Below are 22,676 nucleotides of genomic sequence, written 5' to 3'. Positions count from 1 at the left end.
TATTTTTTTTATGATAGGCTATTTACTTGTCGATTGAAACATCTTGTTATCCTTATTTCCACCGGAAATTAAATAAGCCATTAGATCTTTTAGCTCTTCTTTATTTAAGCTGTTTATCATACCTGGCATCATCACTGACAGTTCAGATACTGAGGTTTTAACGATATCACTTTTCTTAATCTCGCGCAGTGTTTGAGGAGAAAAAGGATTCTGAGACACGTAAATTTTGTCTTTAGTTTCTTTCATAAATCTTCCAACAATAGAACTGCCGTCTTTTAGATTGTAAATTTTTGCAGCATATTGGTCTGAAATAACCTTGCTTGGCGATATGATTGACTCCAGAATGTCTTTCTCAGAAAATCTGGTACCTAAACGCGTAAGATCGGGTCCTACAGAACCACCCTCTCCGCCTGTAGCATGGCAAGAACTACATAATGTTGCGGCGAACATCATCTTACCATTAGCATAGTTTCTTCCAATTAAACTGTCTTTTACAACAGCCAATGCATCATCCAGTTTCCAGTCTTTACCTGGTCCTTTTGGTTGTACTATATCTACTAATTTAAGTTGTTTATTATCTACCAAGCCATCGCCAGAAAGCTTATTATAATTAGCGAATTGCTCTTTTGGAACATTGGCTAGTGCTTTTTTCCTTGCATCATCAATAAAGCCAATATAACTGTTACCGCCCTTATACCCAAAGGCTTTGTAAAACCACTTAAAGTATTTGGTACGTAATGCTGGCGTCCATCCTTTTTTAGCTTCACTTAATGCCACAGCATAATAAATTTGCTGCGCAGGAGGTGTTTTAGCTAACATTTTAGCGATATCTAATCCGTACTGAGGGTTTTTTAAGATTAGATCTGAAGAGCTTGTAAATTCTTTCTGATCTAAGGTTTCATCCTTAGCTGCATCAATTATGGCCATAGTTTTTGATACCACTTGCTCATCGCCAATGTATACCAGAATTTTGGTCATGAAACGATTGATTTCGTTACTCTTAGCAGGGAATTGCGCATTCAGATACTTACTTAGCTTCACACGATCAGCTGGTTGCGGTTTACCGGTACGTAGCACAGTTAATTCAATGGTTCTCAACAAGTCCATTTTCTGAGCTTCATTTAAAGATAAATAATTGATACCCATCAAATTATTCAGCATTTTGCTATTTAACTCTTTACCACCATTTCTGGCTAAAGCAACTGTTGCTTGTATCAATGTAATTGGATCTTTTTCGTTTAATGCTTTGTCTTTCCATTCAGCAATCGGCTGATGTTCAACAGCTATTCTTGCTGCATAACGTATAAAACGATCTTTGTTTTTTAAATTTGGCCAGGCTAATTTCAGTGCATCTGGATTTGGCGCTCCTTGAAACTCCTCTAATTGCTTCCTTAAATTACGTGCTTCAATATTGCCTGCAGATGAATTGCTAGCCAATGGGTCCTTTGGCAGCGAGTTATCACCATAATAAACACGATAAAGATCTGATTCTAAACCACGACCACCAGTTAAAAAGTATAGCGCTCCATCCGGGCCAATTAAACCATCGGTAAGTGGCAAAGGCTGACCAGACAAAAACTCTTCAGCAACTGTTTTATAGGAAGATCCATCAGGAATAAGTTGAACTGAATAAACGATACCAAAAGTCCAATCGAAAGCCAATAAACCACGACGATATTTCTCAGGGAAGCGTGCATTGTAGCTACTAACAAGGTTCGTTGGAGATCCTTGTCCGATGTTTAATATTGCAGGTAGGTTATCTACATAACTTGGTGACCAGTTGGTGTTTCCAGAACGCCAGCCGAATTCACTTCCGCTTGTAGAATGTGAAATTCTGGTTGGTTTGTACCATGGCATTCCGAAATCCCATTCCATATCTCCATCATACACAAACATTTCGCCATCCTCATTAAAGGCAAAGTCGAAGGGATTTCTGTATCCACCGCTTATTAACTCCCATTTCTTTCCTTCGGGATCGGTCTTCATTACAAAAGCTCCCGGGGCGAAACGGTCTGTAGCGTGACCATTTGGATCTTTTAATGTAGCCAGTGCGTTATCTTCTTGCCAGGTTTTAGGCAATCGGTAATTGTCCATTTCCGGTAGGTCAGTGTAATTTCCGGCCAACATGTAAATTGACTTTTTATCTGGCGAAAGCACAATGCTGTGTGGGCCATGCTCACCTTCTCCAGTTAATGATTTAAGTAAGGTAACTTTATCAAACTGATCATCGCCATCTGTATCTTGTAATCTGTAAAGACCACTTCCGCTTTTAAATTTGTCATCACTATTGTGATTGACCATTACGTATAAGCTGTTAAAGGCGTATAATAAACCATGGGCATATCCCATTCCTACTTTAGATACTGTTGAGTCTCCTACAATCAGCTTTTCTACTTTAACTTTTACTTTAGTGGTATCAGAACCAATTGGAGGGATTTCAAGTCTATATAAAAACCCGTATTGATCGGAAGTGATGATACGTCCTTTGTCGTCAAAAGCCATAGATACCCATGAGCCGGTTTTACTTGCAGATGGACTGTACAGGTGTTCTGCTTTAAAATTTGGTAAAAGTTTTAACTTCTCGACCTTAGGGCCTGGATTGTACTTTTGAAAAGTGGTGAAGGAAACACCTATTAAAATGAGCAGTACTAGTGATACAGACAGTTTAACAGACCTATTTCTGTTTGATTTCATACGTGAAAAAAGCTTATTTGGTTATTTGTGTATAGCAATTATATAATAAAAACTTGATATCGGCAACCTGTGCTGTCCTGTATGGCGGTAGGGCTTGAGTGTTTTGTGTTTTTTGATATATTTTCTTTAACTCGCTCGTCATCATGAATTCGTCATGCCGGCGAAGGCCGGTATCAGGACCTCGCACAAGCGGGGCTTTCTTTCTCTTGCGAGGTCCTGAAATAAATTCAGGATGACGAGCGCACCTTTTTCGAGAGGCACTCATTATGACAGCCTACTTATGGAACCCCTTATACAAAAATAGTATTTGCACTTTTTGACAAAACAACTAGCTTTATAAAACCAACCAAATACCGGTATGAAGAATTATTGCAAATACCTTAACATAAGTGAATTTGAAAAAAACTGGGGTTTTTACGTTAACACTGTAGGCTCTGCCAAAGTAGAGCCTAATAAAAACTACCCAAACAACCGTCAGCACCCAATAGATCATTCCTTTACCTGGGACAAAGGAAGAATACTTGATGGCTATTACATCGTTTTCATTACAAAAGGAGAAGGTTTGCTTGAATCGGCAAAAACCAAGGCGTACAACATTCAAGCGGGAACCTGCTTCCTGTTATTTCCTGGTGTATGGCACAGATACAAACCACATCCGCAGCATGGATGGGAAGAATATTGGGTAGGATTTAATGGAACTTACCCCGATGAATTGATGAAAAAAGGGATCTTTAATTCCGATAATCCATTTATAGATGTTGGCCATAATGAAGATTTGCTTCAGCTTTTCCATACACTAATTAAAACCGTTTCTGCTGCTGAGATTGGCTATCGTCAGATTGTATCGGGCGTTACTTTACAGATTTTGGGATTGATAAATGCCGTATCGAAATATCAAACACCCGATATAGGAAACCAGTCGAAACTGATCTCTAAAGCTAAGTTTCTATTGCAGGAATCTATTGAAAATCCGGTGAATTTAGAAGAAATGGTTAAAGAACTGCCTATGGGATATTCCAGATTCAGAAAGGTTTTTAAGGAAATGACGGGGCAATCGCCAAACCAATACCATCTTAATTTACGATTAGATAGGGCAAGAGACCTACTAACCTCTACTACCCTAACCATTAACGAAATAGCTTACCAAACTGGCTTTGATTCTATATTTTACTTTTCCCGTTTGTTTAAGAAAAAGAATGGATTGCCCCCAAAGGAATATAGACAAACTAAGCTATAATCTAGAGTAGATCAATGGATTTTGCTGATCATCATTTAGCGGATCTCCTATTTCCAATTTAGCTACTTGCTCATCAGATAAAATGTTCTGATTTCCATTAAAAACAGCTCCATCCGGCATATAAGCACAAGTCATTGCCCTACGAAAACCACTAGTCATGTTGGCACCAGCCCCATGTATGGTTAAGCCATTATGAAAAGAGCAGCTTCCAGCTTTCATAGGCACAGACACTGCATTTGTGGTTAGAAATTGTGGATAAAACTTAAAAACCTCATCCATATTTTTCCCGATTCCGGGGTTCTCAAATGTGGTTGTATGGTAAGAGCCGGGTATAAAATACAAGCAACCGTTTTCGGGAGTTGCATCATCTAAGGCAATCCAAATAGACAGGGCCCTACGATCTGAAAAAGACCAGAATGGGGTATCTAAATGCCATGATGTAGGATTAGCCCAAGGTCGTTTTACTAAGGCCTGATCGTGCCATATCCTTACTCCATCGCAACCTGCTAAATCCGCAACCATTTTCCCGAGACTTTGGTTGAGCATTAAGTCCTTTATTTTTTCATTGGTTTGCCATAGGTTAAGCATTTGATCGAATACCTTTCCAAAATAGTCGGCATCTTTATTAATCCCATCTTCCTCTCCTGTCTTTGTTTCTTTACCCGGAAGCTTTCTTCCGCCACGCTGTTCTAATGCCTCAGTAACAGCTTCACGCCAAAGCGCTAGTTCTTCTTTATCCAAAAAATCTTCGATGAGCAGAAAACCATGCTCACTGTAATTCTCAATCTGTTGTTGTGTGATTTGTGTTTTCATTTATTTTGGAGTTTATATTTTAAAAGTTTTCGTTAATGGCGTTGGTCTGGGTTAATTATCTTGGTCAAAAAACACCCCGCTTACGGCAGCGTTTTCTCCTCTTACATGGTTTACTCGGATTCTTATGCGCCCTTTATAGTTAAACACCAGATACTTTCCTTTTTGGTAGTTTTTTATTAGCTGTACAGGCGCTATTAGATTGAGTGTTTTTGCATCAAACACCTCAACTGCCGATCGTCGTTCTTTATCATTCCAGTCCAAAAAATACACCGCTACCTGATGCAGCTGGTCATCTTTGGCCTCAATATCCATTGTTATGGTTTGTTGCGTTGGATTAGGATCTTTGGTAACTATAGCTCCAAGATTTTGATTTGCGTTTAAAGAATCACTTAATAGGCTGTTATTAGCAGAAAGCTCCAAATGAACATTTGCTTCGTTCCTTAAAGTTACTGATGAAATGTATGCGGGTAGTTTTTGCAAATGCTTTCCATTTCCAAGTTGATTGAACAACATATAGCCTTCTTTTCCGTAGTTGTTCTTCCATTTTCCTGAAGTTAAACTATCCTGTTTAAAGGTATTGATGGCATAAGTCCATGGTAAATCATTACTTGCTTTAGGTTCTTTAACCTTATCATAAACAACCTTGTATTCATATTTACCCGGCAGCAGATTACTTAAATTTAAGTAGCCGTTTTTGATGTGAATTGTTTTTGAAGTTGCCTGAGCTTTTACATTCCAGATAAGCTTTCCGTTCAGGTAAAGCGATTTTACTGTACTCCCTCCTAATGGAATAGCAACCCGTTTCGCCTTTGTGCCTTTAGGTATGGTAAGCGTAGTTAATCCTGATTTAATGTTAAAATTGGCAGAGATTATGCCTTGTAATGTTGGTGTGCTTCCACTAACAAAAGAGATGGTATCGCCTAAATGCGGAACAATTTCAAACTCCTTAAATCCTGGCGCTAATGGCTTAATTCCCAACACTTCTTCCGATAACCATTTAACTACTCCGCTACTCCACGGGTGTGTTAAACTGGTATATCCACATTGGTTATTAGGCGGGGCATCATTTTGCTCTAGTATTGAGTTCCAGCTTGGGCGGTATACTTCGAAAAACGTTGTTCCTCCGTACTTTATCTGGCCTCCCCAACAGTCTTTAATTGAGCTTATTGCATCATTGTACTTTTGCATTTTTGCCATTGCCCCGATAATGAAATACTGGTTAAATGGGGAGTACGACAAACGATTTACCCTATCGGTATAATTACGGTTGTAAAACAGGTTGTTTTCTTTGGCCGTGGTAAGTCCGGTATTAATGGCATCAGCTGATGCATGAAGTCCGAAATCATTAGTCCAGTTTTCACGCTTTCTTTGCTCATTTATTTTTTGGTGAGCATAATCGGTATATTTCTTTGCCAGATCTACCCTACCAATCTGATTCATTAAGTGCCCAAATTCAATCCATGAACGGATGCTAAGCATAGCATAAGCGCGCTGTGATTCGGCAGTATTAGGGTTTTCGAAACCGGCTCCTAAACGCTCATCCCAACCAAAGAAATCTAACTTGGGCGATTGCCCATAATGCTGAAAGGCCAAGTCTAGTTTTTTACTGGCATTATCGATGTATTTTTGGGCAAATTCAACATCACCTGTATAATTTATGTAGTCGATAAGACTTAAAACCCAGTACAAAGAGTAGCTTAAAATACCATTATTTAGATCGGCCGTATTGACAATATTGGCTTTTACAAAATCGTAATTACCAAAAGCAACCATAGATGCCGCCTGCGATGGATAAGCATCACCTGTCCAGGAATGGCGATCGCTTCGCTCCATTAATATCGCACCAAAATAGTCCTTTTGAAGGTTTAATTTAACGTTATACGCACCTGTATACCATATTCTGGCAAGTTCCGGATCGCTGCACGAAAAGCTTCCCTGATAGTTAACAGGTTTAACCTGACAAACCAAACGGAGGTTCTTTACATGCCATTTTTGGGCATGAGAAAGCACATTTATCCAACCGAACCTTACCCCTTCATAAAGCTCAGGGTTTAATTCCAGGCGGTATATTTGGCCATGCTTAACAGGAGTTAGTGTTTTAACTGGATTAACAGATCCACTATTTACAATTGCCGGCTCATTGTACTCACTAATGCTCATGGTTATGCTATCAATTAAATCTGCCGATTCAAATTCAAGCCAACCGGCGTTGGTTTGTCCGAAATCGAAACGGATAGCTCCCTTCCCATTTACCACAATAACATCGTTTTGCTTGAACTCCTTCATATCGAAACTACCAGGAGCTGATGTAGTCCAGCTAATGGGTTTCAGATTATAGCTTTCCAGTCCGTCTGATGCTTTAGGATTAACCCAACTGTAGTTGAAAATAGGATCTGGAGAAAGTGGATTTAACGCTCCCAGCTTTGTTGCCGTAATTGGTGGGTAAACATTATTTTGTGCTTGCACATATTGCTGTCCAAAGCCAGGACAAAGCATCAAAAAAGCACTTGTAAAAAATACCCGAACAAAATAATTCATAGGAAGCTAGCCTCTTTAATCTGGTGAAATCTAATTTGGTTTGAAAACGAAGTTACACCTCATGGCTTAGAATATTATTGCCATTAACCAGCTATTCTTTACACTTTTTGGCATTGCCTAAAAATCCAGCAGTAGATTATTATTTAGAGTATCGTTCGCTTCCTAAATCTGACATAGAAATGTTCACAAAACACCTTTCTAACTAAAGATCAGTAACTTATATTTTAAAAAACAACTATTTAAATACATTTGCTAAAATTCTGTTTTGGGGATACGGTGAAAGGGAGCATCTAAGCTAAACAAACTTAGAACCTACTCAAAACAAAGAAAACAAGACATAAATTTTGAACAATTAAATAAACTAAAAAACACTATGAAAGCAGAATCAGCTATAAATTTTAGAGCTTACCAAGGGGGATTTTTCAAAACATTAATATCACCCACAGAAACTGAAGGCGACATGGCATTGATAGAAATGACCTTACCTCAAGGTGTAGAGCCACCAACACACAAACATACAAAAGAAGACGAAACCTTTTATCTGCTTGATGGAGAAATGACTTTTCAAATTGGGGATAAGGTAATCCATGCACAACAAGGAGAAGCCATTTTTGCTCCTAGAATGGTTCCTCACCGTTTTGTGATTAACACAAAATCTGCAAGATTTCTTACACTGATTACACCAGGATATTTACACAACTATTTTCTAGAGTTCAGTCAACCTCAGGATGGAGAACTAAAAGTAGTTCATCCTGAGGGGCCACCTCCTGCTGATTTAATCGCAAAAATGACAGGGCAACTTACTGAAAAATACAAGATCTTCTTCGCATAACGAGGTTGAGTAAACAACAACAAGAATGCAATGGAAGAGTTTAAAGGAGGGTTAAAAAACCCTCTTTTAATTACCAGCCCTTTACAGCGCCGCCTTTAAATTCTATTTCTGCAGCCTTAGCCACTTCATCAGACTGATACGCCTTTACAAAATTCTGTATCTCTGCTCTGTTTTTATCTTCCTCTCTCGTTACAATAATATTTACGTATGGAGATTTTTTATCTTCTACAAAAAGTCCATCACGTTCTGCAACTAATCCAACCGGGGTAGCAAAAGTATTATTGATAACTGCAATAGTAACATTCTGATCATCTAATGCTCTTGGCAATTGAGGAGCTTCAAGCTCAACAATCTTAAGCTGTTTTGGATTTCCTACAATGTCATTCACCGTTGGCAACAACCCAACTCCATCTTTTAATTTCAACAGGTTAGCGCTTTGCAACAACAACAGTGCTCTTCCACCATTTGTAGGATCATTAGGAATGATAATGGTACTACCATCCTTAAGCTCTTCGATCTTTTTAATCTTTCTTGAATAACCGGCTAGAGGATACACAAAAGTGTTACCTACTATAGCAAATTTATATCCACGTTGCTTTGACTGCACCTCTAAGTAAGGGCCGGTTTGGAATGCATTTGCATCAATATCTCCTTGATGAAGTGCTTCATTAGGCATCACATAGTCATTAAACCTGATCAACTCTACTTCCAATCCGTATTTCTCTTTGGCCACCTTTTGGGCAACCTGAGCAACAACGTATTCAGGACCAGATTCAACTCCTACTTTAATATGATTTGCTATAGTTTTTTTTGAATTACCACCGCAGCCAAACAAACTAACAGTGGCTAAAATTGTAACTAATGCAAGTGCTTTGATTTCTATTTTCATGAGTTATTTTTAATAAGTTATTTTCTATGATCTACTTTCTTAGCGATAAAATCACCGGTAAATTGTACAAAGAATACCAGCGCTACAAGTGAAACTAATACAGTATTCATTACGGTTACATCATACCCTACATATCCATATTGATATCCTATCTGGCCTAATCCACCGGCTCCAACAGCTCCACCCATTGCCGAGTAACCAACAAGAGTAATCAAGGTAATAGAAGCCGTATTAATTAAAGATGGAAGTGCTTCTGGAAGCAATACTTTGTAAACAATTTGAAAAGGAGTTGCACCCATAGCTCTTGCTGCCTCTACTAAGCCATGTGGAACCTCAATTAAGCTGTTCTCTACCATACGTGCAATAAATGGTGCAGCACCAATACTTAATGGAACTAAAGCTGCCTCCACACCTATTGAGGTACCAACCAGCATTCTGGTAAAGGGTATCATCCAAACGATCAGTATAATAAATGGAATAGACCTGAAAACATTTACAGCAACTGATAACGTATTATTAAGTCCCCTGTTCTCCAATACCTGGCCTTTTCTGGTCAAAAATAGCATCACACCTGTTGGCAATCCAATAACAAAACCGAAAAAACCAGACACAAAGGTCATGATAATTGTTTCCCAAGCTCCCTTAAATAGCATCAAAATCATCGATTCAGACATACCCCAACTCCTCCACTCTTATTTGTTTGTTATTATAAAATGCTAATGCCTTTTGATGATTTTCTTCTGTGCCTGAAACCTCCACTACCATTGCTCCAAATTTAACGCCACCGGCATATTCAATTTGAGCATAAATAATGTTGTTGTCCAGGTCAAATAAGCGACTTACTTCAGATAAAACCGGGTCATCTGCAGATTGTCCTGTAAACTCTAATTTCAATAGTGGATTTTTGTTTGCTTCTCTCTTAGGAGTTAATCTTTCCAGATATTCTTCAGGAATATTAATCTTTAAAGAGGAAGCTATAAATTCTTTAGTAAGATCTGTTTTTGGGTGGGCAAAAATCTCACTCACAGACCCTTGTTCTATCAGTTCACCATCGCTAATAACCGCAACCTGATCGCAGATGTTCTTTACAACATCCATTTCGTGTGTAATTAGCAAAATAGTGATGTTTAGTCGCTTATTAATATCCTTTAACAAATTAAGAATAGACTTTGTAGTGGCAGGATCAAGTGCACTGGTAGCCTCATCGCATAAAAGCACTTTAGGATTGCTAGCCAAAGTACGTGCAATCGCTACGCGCTGTTTTTGTCCGCCCGACAAATTTGCAGGATAATCATTGTGCTTCTCTTCCAGACCTACTAGGGCCAACAACTCAGCAACTCTATTCTTAATTTCTTGCTTTGGTAATTTATCCAACTCCAAAGGGAAAGCTATATTCTCGGAAACTGTTCTGGAAGATAAAAGATTAAAATGCTGAAAGATCATTCCAATCTGTCTTCTTTCCTTAGCCAAGTCAGTTGCTGACAAATCCATAAGATTCTGTCCATCAACAATCACTTCGCCCGAAGTTGGTCTTTCCAACAGATTAACACAACGAATTAACGTGCTTTTACCAGCTCCTGAAGCCCCTATTACCCCAAATATCTTCCCTTTAGGCACGGTTAGTGACACCTTTGACAAGGCAATAATTTCCCTGTTTTTCTGGTGAAACTTCTTAGTTATATTTTTTAATTCAATCATTAAACTTCTCGCAGTTTAGAACTACCTTATTTATACAAAATAAAGTTTGCTGCAAAAGTAAGAATAATCATTAATAGTCTAGTATGTTAATAGACTTTTACATTTAATACACTAATTACATTAGAATGTTTCATCAATCAACTCTTTATTTATGAACGATCCGGATTTTGTACCAGCTGCTACTGCAACAGACACTGCGCGAGCCATTGTGGTATTGTCTCCTGCTGCATAAATTCCAGGGATTGTAGTTCTTTGGAGATCATCAACCTGAATAAAACCTTGTTCGTTAATTTCGCAACCTAGTTGTTCAGGTAATTCAGAATGCTGCTTAAATGCTATTTTAGCAAAGATTGCAGTAAGCTTTTGTTTGCTCCCATCTTTAAAAACTATATTCTTAACATAGCCGTCCTTATGTTCAATTTCGGCAATCTCAGTTTCTATGATTTCAATATGGTGCTCCTTAATTTTCTTTGTTTGTTCCGAATTTAAGGTAGACTTTCCGTTTGTAAACAGCGTAAGATCCTTGGTCCAGTTGCTAATTAATCGGGTAAATTCAAAAGCAATGTCCCCGTTTACAATCAATCCAATTGACTCATGTTTAACTTCGTATCCATGGCAATACGGACAGTGAAGAACAGAAATCCCCCAACATTCGGCAAAGCCCTTTATGTCTGGCATCTGATCACTTAAGCCTGTAGCAAACAATAATTTACTTGCGGCAAATGACGCTCCACTTTGGGTATTTATTATAAAACCATTTTCTGTTTTTGAGCCGCTAGTTACAACATCCTCCAGAAAAGATACTGTATTATACCTTAGTACCTGATCCTTTGCCGCTTCAGCTATATACTTAGGAGTTTGCCCGTCATGAGTTACAAAATTATGCGAGTGGGGAGTTTGCCTATTACAAGGTTTTCCACCATCTATAATTAAAACGTTTCTTAATGAGCGTCCCAAAGCCATTCCGGCAGAAAGCCCTGCATAGCTGCCCCCAATTATAATTACATCAAAGTGTTTACTGTCTTCCATCATTGTTGATTTATGTATAAAAATGTACTGCTAATTATTGCAGACAAAATTAAACACAATGCCCAACAATGCAACAAAGTTGCAAATAAACAATGTTAGCGGAATCTCATTTTTTACCTAAGGTAATTAGTTGGCGTTGCTCTTTTTCAAAGACTTGCTTCCCGATATATTGTATCGAATAGCAAATGCTTGTTGACTATCAACTACACCATCCAGAAAATGGAAAGACAAAGTAAACTGCCCCTCAATACCTTTATATATTTTTGGTCTCCAGCTTAAGTCCAATCTATTATAAGTTTTAGCTGTATAAAATTGATCACCATACATTATGTGATGCGCTTCTCCTTTGTAAAAGGAGTTCGTTATACCAAATCTATGATATTCAGCAAACATTTCTAATAATATCCCCTTTGGGGTTCTCCATCCTCCTACACTACGTTCACGCTCAAATGACATTAAGCCTCCTGTATTGAATGTTAATGAATCTAAAAATGTTTTGTGCCCAAAATCCAATCCTATCTTAGCAACAAGAGCTCCATTATCTCTAATATGGTCGCCGGGAATATTTATTGCAGGCCCCGCATCATGCAACATCATCGCATAATGAGAAATAAAGAACATGTCTTTTTTATACCTTCCAGATAATCCGAATATGAAATTCTCTCTGGCGGTTGCAGTCTGACGGCTTGTCCAGTCAATAAACAACAACTGTTTCCAATTTTCATTTTCAAACTTAAGCAACATACCTTCTACATTAGGTCGGTAGTAATTTAGTGTATCAGTTAAAACTGCTCTAGGAAAATCGGACAGGTATTCTCGTCTTGGGAACACTCCCATATTGAAATTCCAATTTTGTTTAACATATTGGTAGTAAACTACGGGATCAATTTTATCGGTAAATTTTGAGGAACCGAATTCATGAAGCGCATTAAATCCTACTCTAATTCGGTGAGTGCTATCAAGTAACAATCCAACTTCAGGAGAAAACCTTACTCCAAATATAGTTTGAGAAAATCGGTTTGATCTGGCGTACTCTCTATTGTCTGCAAAAGTGTGAATATTCAGATTACCTTCAACTTCTTGAGCGTAAATGTTTGTTATTGCAGAGGTCAACAGAACAATAGTCAGTAGAATTTTAATTCTCATAGATTTAGGATATGGTTTTTAAGGTTTGTTTCAATAACACCGGCAAATATTATATAAAATAGTGTCATTTTAAAACTTAATAGAAGTTTATTACATCATTCGGGATAAATGATGTAATAAACTTCTATTAAACTTCTGATAATTGAAATTCCTCTTTCGGTAAGCTTTCAACCGCATTAGCTTGTTTCTTCTTTACCATAACACTAACGCGATAAACAAAGAAACAACAAATGGCAATTACTACCGAAACTACCAAACCTAGAATACCGTAATTCTCAAGTGGACTTGTGTTACTTTTTTGAGTAACGATCAATCCAGCGCACAATGCGGCAATACCCCCAGCCATCTGTTGAAGCGAAGAATTAACGCTCATAAAAGCCCCCCTATCTTTCATATCAGGTATACTCATGGTAAGCGTTGTTGCCGGAATCATCCTGCTCATAACCCCCATAAACAACACCATGTTAATTACCACAACCTGCCAAAGTGGAATGGCTGCCAGGTTTGTATAAATCAAAATCATAACGATTGCCAGCGCAGATCCGGCCGTAAACAGCATAAACTTATCAACCTTATCACTTAGTTTTCCAATCAAAGGCATTACAATAATAGAGGCAATACCGGTAAACATGAATACCATTGGTAACTGATGTGGCGTAATTTTTATATTATTGATTAGAAATGCACTACTAAATGGCATCAACATAAAACCTCCTATGCTTAAAAAAGCAGTAGCAATGAAACCTGTTTGATAAGATTTGTTCGAAACCGCATGCCATAGATGTAAAAAAGCACTTTTATCAGACTGTAATGCCAGGTGCTTATCTATTGGTTTAATCTTTACGATAATGAAGATTGCGACAACAACTGCCAAAGCAACTATCATTAAAAATGAAGAATGCCAGCCCCAAAGATTAGCAAAATAAAGACCTACCGGAATACCTAAAACCTGGCTTGCGGCAAAAGCCATCTGCACATAGCCCATCACTCTGCCTCGCTGATTAACTTCAAAAAGATCGGCCATAATTGTCATAGAAATTGCCCCAATAACACCTCCAAATAATCCGGTTATTATTCTGGCTCCTAAGAGCATATAATAGGTGGTTGATAAGGCACAACCTAACGTACCTACTATAAATCCTATATAAAAAAACAGAAGTAGTTTCTTTCTATCAAACTTATCAGCAAAGCCAGCGGCTAATATCCCAGATGCTCCGGCACTAAACGCATAAGAAGACACCACCAATCCGAAACCTTTTGGAGTGATTGCCAATGATTTCATTAAGTAATCACCCAGGGGTGCTAATACCATAAAATCAAGGACTATTGTAAATTGAAGTAAAGCCAATAATGCAATTACCAATTTCTGATAATTACTAAAGGGTAAAATTGTATTAGTAGAGGATTGTTCCATAGTTTTTTTAATTAAATCAGTTCTTCGCATTGATATCCATTTTTTGAAACCAGATGAATTACCTCTTCTAATTTCAACGCCGGAGAAACAATACGCAACACGCAATCAACGTCTTGTTGATCAATTGTCCATTGTTTGATTTTGTGCTTTTCCATTACTTTGGCTATAAGATTTTTATCGTCAGCCGTCTGAATGTTTGTTTTAAAAAGCAGAATATCTTTAAAATCTGGTTCCATAGGTGTATTATTTTTTCAGTGCCTTCAACACTAGCTCAAAAGTGTCCCAGAGTACTTTATCTGTTAAAACGAAAGGTCTTCCGCCAATGCTGCTTCCATCAAAATGAAACCTTACAAGGTTATATAATGGGGCAAAAGCAACTGACCAATAAACTTCTAATTGCATGTCGTTAATTTCGCCCTTCTTTATAGCGTTATGCATGAATTTGCCAAGGGTTATTTTGAAATTACTCACTATCGTTCCATATACCTCTTCCTGATAAGTAGATGTTCTCAGCTGTTCAAGAAATTGAGATGTTATTTTGTTTTCGAGCATACATTTTGCTCTGTTTTTCCATTGTTGCTTTAAACCTACTTCAAAGGATACTTCCGGATCAAAATCCTCAAGCATAACATTGCTCATTCGCTCGGCCTCTTCTTTTGCTATTTGCAAAATCAAGTCATCTTTATCTTTATAATAGATGTACAATGTAGCTACAGATATTTCGCACTCTTTAGCTAGCTTATTCATCGTAAAACCCTCAAACCCTATCCTCACAAGCAGTTCCATTGCTTTCTGTTTCACCAGTTCTACTTTATTCAAATCTCTTACTCTCATGCTGCCTTTCAATTTCAGGAACAAATATAAATGAATATTCATTCATTTATGAAATATATTTTAAAATCCTAATATTGACAACGTCCACTACTTTTAAAACATCCCATTTTAGCTTTTTTTAATATATTTAGAATCGATTTGGAAGATGCAGCAAAAAATATGGACAAAGGAATTTCTCGGAATGGCTACACAGAAATATTTAACAATAGCCCTCTGGCGCAATTAATTATAAACACCGACAGTCCATATTACACAATTCTGGAGGTAAATAAAGCTTACCTACAATCAACAAACACTAAACGAGATGCATTAATTGGAAAATCTGTCTTTGCAGCATTTCCTGCTAACCCTATTGATCATGAATCGAAAAATATAGAGCAAGCCATATTTTCTTTTAATGAGGCAATACATACTAAAAAACCACATACGATGAGCAATTATCGTTATGACATTCCAATACCTGACACCACAAAGTTTGAAGAGCGTTACTGGACTACAGCCAACACCCCTATTTTGGATGATGATGGAAATGTGATGTTCCTAATTCATTCACCAAGTAATGTTACAGAATTATTTAAGCTTCAAGAAAGAGAAATAGCAGGAATCGCTGATCAAGTCAACGCAAGACGCCAGCTAGAAGAAGCAGAAGAAAGAACCAGACTAGCGCTTGAGGCGGTGGATTTAGGCACATATGATCTTGATCTCATAAGTGGAGAAATGATTACCTCCATAAGATTTGCCAATATTTTTGGATTTGATCAGCCGGTTTGTCGAGCTGATTATGTTAAAGTTTTCCATCCTGACGATCTTAAAATAAGAAATAAGAGCCATAAAAAGGCACTCAAAAAGGGAATACTATTTTATGAAGCCAGGGTATTGTGGAAAGACCAATCGGTACACTGGGTAAGAGTGGAGGGTAAAGTTTACTACAACACTAATGGAAATCCATACAGAATTCTTGGCACCTTACTAGACATTACCGAAGAAAAAAAGAGTTTAGCACAACAATTAAAATTAAAGAAAGCCCTTGCCGATAGTGAGCATCTTTTGAAAAAGATTACATCTGCCTCCCCTGCCTGTTTATTTATGTGCAATGAAAACGGAGCGATTACCTATGTTAACCAAACATGGATAGACTGGACCGGTCTTTCTTATGATGAAAACATGGTTTCCGGATGGATAGATGCAGTTTATATTGAAGATAGAAAAACTTCAATAACTCGATTTTTAGACACACTTGCAACCCACACCCTTCATGATGTGGAATTCAGAATTAATCATGTAGACGGAACACTTCACTGGTGTGTTGCGAGCGGACAACCTCAATACCGAACCGACGGAAGCTTTTCTGGCTACATAGGCTCATGCACTGATATCACTTTACAAAAAGAACTGCAACAACAAAAAGACGCCTTTATTGGGATTGCAAGTCATGAATTAAAAACTCCTGTTACCAGTATAAAAGCCTACACGCAGGTAATGGAAAAGATGCTCCTAAAAAAAGGAGAAATGGTTGAAGCCAGGATGATGCACAAAATGGATGGTCAGCTAGACCGCCTAACCAGCCTCATTAATGATCTTCTTGATGTTACAAAAATAAACTCAGGTAAATTACAGTTCAATGCACAGGAGTTTAATTTCGAATTATTAATTAGAGACCTGATTGAAGATCTTCAGCGTACCACAGAAACTCATAGACTTATTGAAAAATACAGCCCAACAGGAATAGTATTTGCCGACAAAGAAAGGATCGGGCAGGTAGTTACAAACCTGATAACAAATGCCATTAAATATTCGCCGAATGCGAACGAAATCATAATATCAACCTCGTTAAAAGACCATGAAGTAACTGTACGTGTTGAAGATTTTGGAGTTGGCATTTCAATAGATGATCAGAACAAAGTTTTCGAACAATTTTACAGGGTAAAAGGTGAAATGCAGCACACCTTTGCAGGGCTTGGTTTGGGCTTATATATTTCTTCTGAAATTATAAAGCGTGAAGGAGGAAAAATATGGGTAGAAAGCACTAAAGACAAAGGATCTACTTTCTGTTTCTGCATACCTGTGCATAAAGAAACTGCTATAGATTCTATTGAATAGCAAACTATTTTAACAATTCAGAAACATTTTCAAGATTTAAGTGTAGCTATATTAACTAACCAACTTAAACTCTGAAATCATGAAAACTAGAAATTTACTTCCAGCTGTATTACTTGGTACACTTATTTTTAATGCGTGCCGCAATACAGACAATAGCACCACTAATACCTTGGCTGATTCTTCTATAGAACAAACAATGACTGATACTATGGCTGTAAACCGTGGTGAAGGAATGCAATTCTTTTTAGAAAGCGCGGCTATTGGCGGTAACATGGAGGTAGAAATGGGGAAACTAGCTGAATCAAAATCGACCAATCCAAGAGTTAAAGAATTTGCATCCCGCATGGTTAAAGAACATACCAAAACAAACATTAATTTACAGAAACTGGCTGACAAGAAAAAAATAAAAATTCCTACTACTATTCCTGCAGCAGATCAAAACCATTTAAATGAAATAGCAAAATTGCCGGGTGCTGAATTTGACAAACATTACATGGGAATGGTGGTAAAAGATCATGTAAAAACTCTTGATTTATTTAAATCGGCAACTACATACGGAGATATAGATGTAAGAAGATTTGCAGCCAGAACTCTTCGTATGGTAGAAGATCATTATAAAGTAGCAACAGACTTAAGTTTTGACTTGAATAAAAAATAGGTCGTCATTCTGATTTTATCGTTATCTTAAATTTATCGTCATCCTGAATTTATTTCAGGACCCCTCACAGGTTGGGTTATTTTTCTCTTGAGGGGTCCTGAAATAAATTCAGGATGACGACACGACCACGCACATAACGGGTGCTTAGTTTAAAAATATCTCATCAACAAACAACCAAGCTGGTTCACCTTTACCAGGATGCCACGGTGGTAGCTTCTTAAAGTTTTTACCCACTATCTTTACGCAAGAAACATTGTGAGGTTCAAACTTTGCATCTAGCTTCACAAGTGCATTACCTTCATCTTTGGCTGGCATTTGATTCTTTATAACCTTCAATAAACGAAGACTTTTTTTATCTGCACCACCCCAAATTTCTACTTCCTGAGGTAGCAAGATATAAGCAGGCACCTGCCTCATTACATTAAGTGTAACTGACTTTAAAGGTATTGGCTGTTTAAAGAACATTATGGCTTCCATATTATTTTCTCTAAAACCAATCCATTTTCCAGTATTCACATCATTCTCACCTAGCTGATTATCAATCAACACCTTTGTTCCATCAGACTTGTACTTCTCATTCGGTGGTAATAAAAAAGCCATGCTATCAGGCTTGTAATTACTCTGATAAAAGTTATAACTGATTGCATCACTGCTATACCAGCCAACTTTATATGCTTTTGCTTTTAAAGTTGTAGTTTCTTTAATTATTACTTCCTTATTGTACAATGGAGATTTAAGGCTATCAGGCTCCGATCCGTCAGTAGTATACCTAATTTGCACCCCATTTACAGGATGTTTAATCTGAAGCGATAATGTGCTTTTAAAAATAGAAACATCTGTACTTAAACGAGGCTGATTCAATTTAACAGGACTCTTTCCATCATCCTTAAACCCACCGATAACTACCAATCCTTTACCCAACTTTTGTAATTGAGCAATCTCTGCTACACTTAATCCTGTATTCCACAAGGTTAATTCCTTAAGGTTTTTCATACCGGCAAGTTGTTTAACCGAATTGAAATTAACCTTAGTTCCTGATAGCGATAACGCCTTTAAATAGCTTAGCGTTTTTAAATACTTAAGCCCATCACCCTTAACATCTGTAAAGTTTAAGTTTAGTCTACGCAGATTTGTAAACTCCCCTATTGTTTTTAACTCTTCATCTTTAACAGGTAAATTATTTAGATTTAATGATACAATCTGCTTTTTAATAGGTGATAATTCCTTTAGAGCTTCAGGTTTGTAAACACTTCTATTGTATACGTTTACTTCTAATGCAGGCGACACCTTATCCAAAGGATAAACCACACGGTAATTGTTATTTAATTTCTGAACCGTTGCTTCATCAGCAGCTGAAAAATCATAGTTTTCCTCAGCAGATGCAACAGGGCCTAACAAATTAGCTGCAAGTACTCTTAGTGAATCATTTGCCGGCAGATCTAACACTTTCTTCTTTAAATCAGCATTTCCCTTAATCCATAGTGCTAAAATAGCGGTTTCCTCAGTTGTCAACTGAGATTTACTCTTAGGCGGCATATGCTTTTTATCATCAACAGGAAGATGTATTCTTTCCAGTAACAAGCTTATTTCTGGTTTGCCAGGCACAAATAACTTACCGGTCTTTCCTCCTTTAAGCATCGACTTAGCATCGGTCAGAATTAAGCTGCCCTTTGCCTTATCTAAATTATGACAGCTTAAACACTTCTCATTAAATATGGGCATGATCACGTCATCAAAAACTATAGCCTTATCAACCGGCACCCTTTCTTTTGCAGGCGTAACTGCTGCCAGAACAAAATTATCTCCATGAGTTAATGATGCTCCATAATGGCCAGTAAGAATTAAGCATAAAACAGTAATAACCGCTCCAATTTTAGCCACGGGTGCCTTATACCAGGCAGAATTTCTAGACCAATAGATAATTGAAGAAATAAAGACAATGCTTACTCCTGTCCATTTATGCCATTGCAAAGTACTACCGCTATATCCTTCCTCTTTCGATAGAAACAGCCCCATAACAACCGTTACCGCAGATAACAAAACTCCGGTTAACAATAACCCTGTGGTAAAATTCTGATATAGCTTTTCTCCAGTATACGATTCTTTAAAACGAAAGAACTCCAGCAGCATGGCCAGCATTAAAAGTACAATTGGAAAATGCAGTACCATTGGATGCAGCCTTCCTAATGGCTGTAACCAATATGGCACAGAAATCTTGTCGCCAAATACCAATAAGAAGACAATAAAAATGTTTAACGCAAATAATGCATTTTCTGTAAAACCCTTAAGCGTAATCTTCATAGAAACTTATACGCGGGTAAATTTATAAGGATAAACTTTTCCAGACGCCCACTGTGCCACATAAAGATTCTCATCGTCATCTACGCATACATCATGCGGATTCAGAAAGATTTTCTCTGCCTGAGACATCGGCTGTAAAACACCATCAGTATAAACTGGCTTGCTGCCTCCAATATTAGAAACCACTTTATTATTCTTATCTAAAATGGTAACAAAGCCACTACCCTCTTTATTCAAATCTGGCGAGCGTAATACCGCAGCATATAAATAATCATTTTTAATAACCGGTCTGCAAACACAAGCTCCAGGAAGGGCAATTACTTCCTTTAAATTTCCAGCCATATCAAAGCGCTTAAAGCAATTGCGGGTACGATCTGTAACTAGCAAAGTTGCTTCACCTTGTCTTTTATCTATACAAACGCCATGTGCATTATCCAAATTCTTTGTTTCCGTACCTCTTCCACCAAAAAAGCTCAGTAGTTTACCTTCGGAATTATAGTGCATAACATACTGTAAGCCATAACCATCTGCGATAAAGAAATCGCCATTGTCGGCAACAGCTACTTCAGTAGGTACAAATTCTTCGTTCTTTTTATACACGCCGGTTTCCATCGGACAGTCAAGTGTCATCAATATCTTCCCATCTAAAGTGGTTTTAAACACTTGATGTCTGTTGGTATCTGTAATAAAAAGAAATTCTTTACTGCCTTCTTTTGCAAGCGTTAATCCGTGTGCTCCCGGAAATTCATGACCCCAGGAATCTAACAACTTACCCGATTTATTATAAATCAGTACGTTGTTTTTAGTCTCATTTGTGAGTAAAAGAATTCTTCCCTTCTTGTCCTGTACCATCTCATGACAATCATTTACCGGATTTTTTAACGGGTTCAATTGTCCCCATTTATTATCCATGGTATAACGCATGTTATTATGACCATATTCAGGTCCTTTGGATTGAGCAAATGTGTCTTTCATAATAAAAAACCCTGCCGAAACTACTGCTGTATGCTTTACAAACTCTCTTCTTTTCATAAAATATTGTTTATGCTATAATGTCTTTAATTACTTTGCCTGCCACATCTGTTAATCTATAGCGACGGCCTAAATGTTTAAATGTAAGCTTCTCGTGATTTAATCCTAATTGATTAAGAACCGTTGCATGAAAATCGTTAACATGCACTGGGTCTTTTATAATGTTATATCCAAACTCATCCGATTCACCATACACTCCAGGTTTAATTCCACCGCCTGCCATCCAAATACTAAAGCAGCGTGGATGGTGATCACGACCATAATTATCTTTGGTCATTGCTCCCTGGCTATAATTGGTACGGCCAAATTCACCTCCCCATATGACCAAGGTTTCATCAAGTAATCCTCTTTGTTTCAAATCAGTTATTAAAGCTGCTGATGCCTGATCAACATCTTTAGCCTGACCTGCCATTTCATTAGGTAAATTACCATGCTGATCCCATCCCTGATGATACAGTTGTACAAAACGAACTCCATTTTCGCTTAACTTACGCGCCAGTAAACAATTGGCAGCAAAAGTTCCCGGAACCAAACAATCAGGTCCGTAAAGTTTTATAATATCATCTGGTTCTTTAGAAATATCAGTTACTTCAGGAACAGCAGTTTGCATTCTGTATGCCATTTCATATTGTTGCACTTTTGCAGTGATCTCCGGATCATTAAATTCCTGATAAGACATTTCATTCATCTCTGCCAGTTTATCAAGCATTTTTCTGCGCTCAAATCTGTTCAGTCCTTCAGGATCTTTTAAATAAAGTACCGGATCCTCGCCACTGCTAAACTGAACTCCCTGATGTGTTGAATCCAGGAATCCGTTTGTCCACAGTTTTGAGTATACACCCTGTCCGTTACCTTTACCACGCGAAAGCAGTACTGTAAAGGCTGGTAGGTTTTTGTTTTCACTACCTAAACCATAGCTAAGCCATGCACCCATGCTTGGTCTATTCCCTTGTTGTGCTCCGGTTTGAAAAAATGTTAGTGCCGGATCATGATTGATCGCCTCGGTATGCATCGATTTGATGATGCAAATGTCATCTACAACTTTGGCTGTATGGGGAAACAGATCACTAATCCATGCTCTTGATTGTCCATACTGTTTAAAATCATAATAGGAACCTACCAAAGGAAACGACGATTGACCTGCAGTCATACCGGTAAGGCGCTGACCGGCCCTGATGGATGGCGGCAACTCCTGCCCCATCATCTCTCTAAGTTTAGGCTTGTAATCAAAAGATTCCAATTGTGACGGTGCACCATTCTGAAACAGATAAATCACCCTTTTAGCTTTGGGAGCAAAATCAGGAATCCCTGGAGGAAGACCGGCTTCTTCCATAGCTCCTGTAAACAAATCTGGAATTAATAATGATCCGAGTGCAACACTCCCTAACCCTAAACTTAATCTTGAAAGAAAACGACGTCTGTTAAAATTAAGCCCATGCTCCAAAATATTCTTTTCCATAA

18 protein-coding genes are annotated in these 22,676 nt (G+C 37.8%); 4 read left to right on the top strand and 14 right to left on the bottom strand.

Going from position 1 to position 22,676, the window contains the following annotated elements; all coding sequences use genetic code 11:
• Positions 1-18: 18 nt before the first annotated feature.
• The gene (locus HQN83_RS04785; protein WP_173089188.1) at positions 19-2,694 is read right to left on the bottom strand and encodes a c-type cytochrome; all 2,676 of its coding nucleotides are present in this window, start codon (positions 2,692-2,694) and stop codon (positions 19-21) included.
• A 358-nt stretch (positions 2,695-3,052) separates the two neighbouring features.
• Between HQN83_RS04785 and HQN83_RS04780 the strand changes: the two genes are divergently transcribed.
• Positions 3,053-3,931: an AraC family transcriptional regulator gene (locus tag HQN83_RS04780; protein ID WP_173089186.1), complete on the top strand. Its 879-nt coding sequence runs from the start codon at positions 3,053-3,055 to the stop codon at positions 3,929-3,931.
• Here the strand turns inward: HQN83_RS04780 and HQN83_RS04775 are convergent.
• Together HQN83_RS04775 and HQN83_RS04770 are read right to left on the bottom strand one after the other, a co-directional pair.
• Positions 3,926-4,744, bottom strand: coding sequence for a phytanoyl-CoA dioxygenase family protein (locus tag HQN83_RS04775; RefSeq protein WP_173089184.1), 819 nt, complete (start codon positions 4,742-4,744; stop codon positions 3,926-3,928). The genes HQN83_RS04780 and HQN83_RS04775 overlap by 6 nt on opposite strands.
• Before the next feature lie 51 nt (positions 4,745-4,795).
• A complete protein-coding gene (locus HQN83_RS04770) occupies positions 4,796-7,282 on the bottom strand; it encodes an alpha-L-rhamnosidase C-terminal domain-containing protein (RefSeq protein WP_173089182.1) in 2,487 nt (828 codons plus the stop codon).
• 373 nt (positions 7,283-7,655) lie between these two features.
• On the opposite strand from HQN83_RS04770, the gene HQN83_RS04765 reads away from it, so the two are divergent.
• Positions 7,656-8,114, top strand: a complete 459-nt coding sequence (locus HQN83_RS04765; protein ID WP_173089180.1) for a cupin domain-containing protein — start codon at positions 7,656-7,658, stop codon at positions 8,112-8,114.
• Between the two features lie 70 nt (positions 8,115-8,184).
• Here the strand turns inward: HQN83_RS04765 and metQ are convergent, their stop codons facing one another.
• The 8 genes from metQ to HQN83_RS04725 all read right to left on the bottom strand — a co-directional run bounded on the left by metQ (position 8,185) and on the right by HQN83_RS04725 (position 15,166).
• Positions 8,185-9,003: a methionine ABC transporter substrate-binding lipoprotein MetQ gene (gene metQ / locus HQN83_RS04760; protein WP_173089178.1), complete on the bottom strand. Its 819-nt coding sequence runs from the start codon at positions 9,001-9,003 to the stop codon at positions 8,185-8,187.
• A 17-nt stretch (positions 9,004-9,020) separates the two neighbouring features.
• Positions 9,021-9,656 (bottom strand): methionine ABC transporter permease MetI, encoded by a 636-nt coding sequence (locus HQN83_RS04755; protein ID WP_449592769.1) that lies wholly within the window; start codon positions 9,654-9,656, stop codon positions 9,021-9,023.
• Between the two features lie 13 nt (positions 9,657-9,669).
• Positions 9,670-10,701, bottom strand: a complete 1,032-nt coding sequence (metN, locus tag HQN83_RS04750; RefSeq protein WP_173089174.1) for a methionine ABC transporter ATP-binding protein MetN — start codon at positions 10,699-10,701, stop codon at positions 9,670-9,672.
• A gap of 120 nt (positions 10,702-10,821) precedes the next feature.
• Complete coding sequence (locus tag HQN83_RS04745) at positions 10,822-11,733, bottom strand: NAD(P)/FAD-dependent oxidoreductase (RefSeq protein ID WP_246254298.1); 912 nt, start codon at positions 11,731-11,733, stop codon at positions 10,822-10,824.
• Between the two features lie 123 nt (positions 11,734-11,856).
• A complete protein-coding gene (locus HQN83_RS04740; RefSeq protein WP_173089172.1) occupies positions 11,857-12,876 on the bottom strand; it encodes an NAD(P)-dependent oxidoreductase in 1,020 nt (339 codons plus the stop codon).
• Between the two features lie 127 nt (positions 12,877-13,003).
• Entirely contained in the window at positions 13,004-14,290 is a 1,287-nt protein-coding gene (locus HQN83_RS04735) for an MFS transporter (protein ID WP_173089170.1), read from the bottom strand.
• An 11-nt stretch (positions 14,291-14,301) separates the two neighbouring features.
• Positions 14,302-14,526: a hypothetical protein gene (locus tag HQN83_RS04730; protein WP_173089168.1), complete on the bottom strand. Its 225-nt coding sequence runs from the start codon at positions 14,524-14,526 to the stop codon at positions 14,302-14,304.
• Positions 14,527-14,533: 7 nt separating this feature from the next.
• The gene (locus tag HQN83_RS04725; protein WP_246254290.1) at positions 14,534-15,166 is read right to left on the bottom strand and encodes a TetR/AcrR family transcriptional regulator; all 633 of its coding nucleotides are present in this window, start codon (positions 15,164-15,166) and stop codon (positions 14,534-14,536) included.
• 117 nt (positions 15,167-15,283) lie between these two features.
• On the opposite strand from HQN83_RS04725, the gene HQN83_RS04720 reads away from it, so the two are divergent.
• Together HQN83_RS04720 and HQN83_RS04715 are read left to right on the top strand one after the other, a co-directional pair.
• Entirely contained in the window at positions 15,284-17,224 is a 1,941-nt protein-coding gene (locus HQN83_RS04720; RefSeq protein WP_173089166.1) for a PAS domain-containing sensor histidine kinase, read from the top strand.
• 79 nt (positions 17,225-17,303) lie between these two features.
• Positions 17,304-17,882 carry a DUF4142 domain-containing protein gene (locus HQN83_RS04715; RefSeq protein ID WP_173089164.1) on the top strand — a complete coding sequence of 193 codons (579 nt, stop codon included), beginning with the start codon at positions 17,304-17,306 and terminating at the stop codon, positions 17,880-17,882.
• A 144-nt stretch (positions 17,883-18,026) separates the two neighbouring features.
• On the opposite strand, the gene HQN83_RS04710 is transcribed toward HQN83_RS04715, so the two are convergent.
• The 3 genes from HQN83_RS04710 to HQN83_RS04700 are packed head-to-tail and all read right to left on the bottom strand — an operon-like array spanning position 18,027 to position 22,674.
• Entirely contained in the window at positions 18,027-20,183 is a 2,157-nt protein-coding gene (locus tag HQN83_RS04710) for a c-type cytochrome domain-containing protein (protein ID WP_173089162.1), read from the bottom strand.
• Positions 20,184-20,189: 6 nt separating this feature from the next.
• The gene (locus HQN83_RS04705; protein WP_173089160.1) at positions 20,190-21,215 is read right to left on the bottom strand and encodes an NHL repeat-containing protein; all 1,026 of its coding nucleotides are present in this window, start codon (positions 21,213-21,215) and stop codon (positions 20,190-20,192) included.
• A gap of 10 nt (positions 21,216-21,225) precedes the next feature.
• On the bottom strand, positions 21,226-22,674 hold the full coding sequence (locus tag HQN83_RS04700; protein WP_173089158.1) for a DUF1501 domain-containing protein: 1,449 nt from the start codon (positions 22,672-22,674) through the stop codon (positions 21,226-21,228).
• Positions 22,675-22,676 lie beyond the last annotated feature (2 nt).

The sequence above is a fragment of the Pedobacter foliorum genome (genome assembly GCF_013266735.1).
In the GTDB taxonomy this organism is placed as follows: domain Bacteria; phylum Bacteroidota; class Bacteroidia; order Sphingobacteriales; family Sphingobacteriaceae; genus Pedobacter; species Pedobacter foliorum.
This window is presented reverse-complemented; position numbering and strand designations above follow the sequence as displayed.

What these genes read in the sequence shown, in the direction of transcription:
- HQN83_RS04785 (WP_173089188.1), bottom strand. Translation starts at nt 2,694, where the DNA reads ATGAAATCAAACAGAAATAGGTCTGTTAAACTGTCTGTATCACTAGTA.
- HQN83_RS04780 (WP_173089186.1), top strand. Translation starts at nt 3,053, where the DNA reads ATGAAGAATTATTGCAAATACCTTAACATAAGTGAATTTGAAAAAAAC.
- HQN83_RS04775 (WP_173089184.1), bottom strand. Translation starts at nt 4,744, where the DNA reads ATGAAAACACAAATCACACAACAACAGATTGAGAATTACAGTGAGCAT.
- HQN83_RS04770 (WP_173089182.1), bottom strand. Translation starts at nt 7,282, where the DNA reads ATGAATTATTTTGTTCGGGTATTTTTTACAAGTGCTTTTTTGATGCTT.
- HQN83_RS04765 (WP_173089180.1), top strand. Translation starts at nt 7,656, where the DNA reads ATGAAAGCAGAATCAGCTATAAATTTTAGAGCTTACCAAGGGGGATTT.
- metQ (WP_173089178.1), bottom strand. Translation starts at nt 9,003, where the DNA reads ATGAAAATAGAAATCAAAGCACTTGCATTAGTTACAATTTTAGCCACT.
- HQN83_RS04755 (WP_449592769.1), bottom strand. Translation starts at nt 9,656, where the DNA reads ATGCTATTTAAGGGAGCTTGGGAAACAATTATCATGACCTTTGTGTCT.
- metN (WP_173089174.1), bottom strand. Translation starts at nt 10,701, where the DNA reads ATGATTGAATTAAAAAATATAACTAAGAAGTTTCACCAGAAAAACAGG.
- HQN83_RS04745 (WP_246254298.1), bottom strand. Translation starts at nt 11,733, where the DNA reads ATGATGGAAGACAGTAAACACTTTGATGTAATTATAATTGGGGGCAGC.
- HQN83_RS04740 (WP_173089172.1), bottom strand. Translation starts at nt 12,876, where the DNA reads ATGAGAATTAAAATTCTACTGACTATTGTTCTGTTGACCTCTGCAATA.
- HQN83_RS04735 (WP_173089170.1), bottom strand. Translation starts at nt 14,290, where the DNA reads ATGGAACAATCCTCTACTAATACAATTTTACCCTTTAGTAATTATCAG.
- HQN83_RS04730 (WP_173089168.1), bottom strand. Translation starts at nt 14,526, where the DNA reads ATGGAACCAGATTTTAAAGATATTCTGCTTTTTAAAACAAACATTCAG.
- HQN83_RS04725 (WP_246254290.1), bottom strand. Translation starts at nt 15,166, where the DNA reads ATGAATATTCATTTATATTTGTTCCTGAAATTGAAAGGCAGCATGAGA.
- HQN83_RS04720 (WP_173089166.1), top strand. Translation starts at nt 15,284, where the DNA reads ATGGACAAAGGAATTTCTCGGAATGGCTACACAGAAATATTTAACAAT.
- HQN83_RS04715 (WP_173089164.1), top strand. Translation starts at nt 17,304, where the DNA reads ATGAAAACTAGAAATTTACTTCCAGCTGTATTACTTGGTACACTTATT.
- HQN83_RS04710 (WP_173089162.1), bottom strand. Translation starts at nt 20,183, where the DNA reads ATGAAGATTACGCTTAAGGGTTTTACAGAAAATGCATTATTTGCGTTA.
- HQN83_RS04705 (WP_173089160.1), bottom strand. Translation starts at nt 21,215, where the DNA reads ATGAAAAGAAGAGAGTTTGTAAAGCATACAGCAGTAGTTTCGGCAGGG.
- HQN83_RS04700 (WP_173089158.1), bottom strand. Translation starts at nt 22,674, where the DNA reads ATGGAAAAGAATATTTTGGAGCATGGGCTTAATTTTAACAGACGTCGT.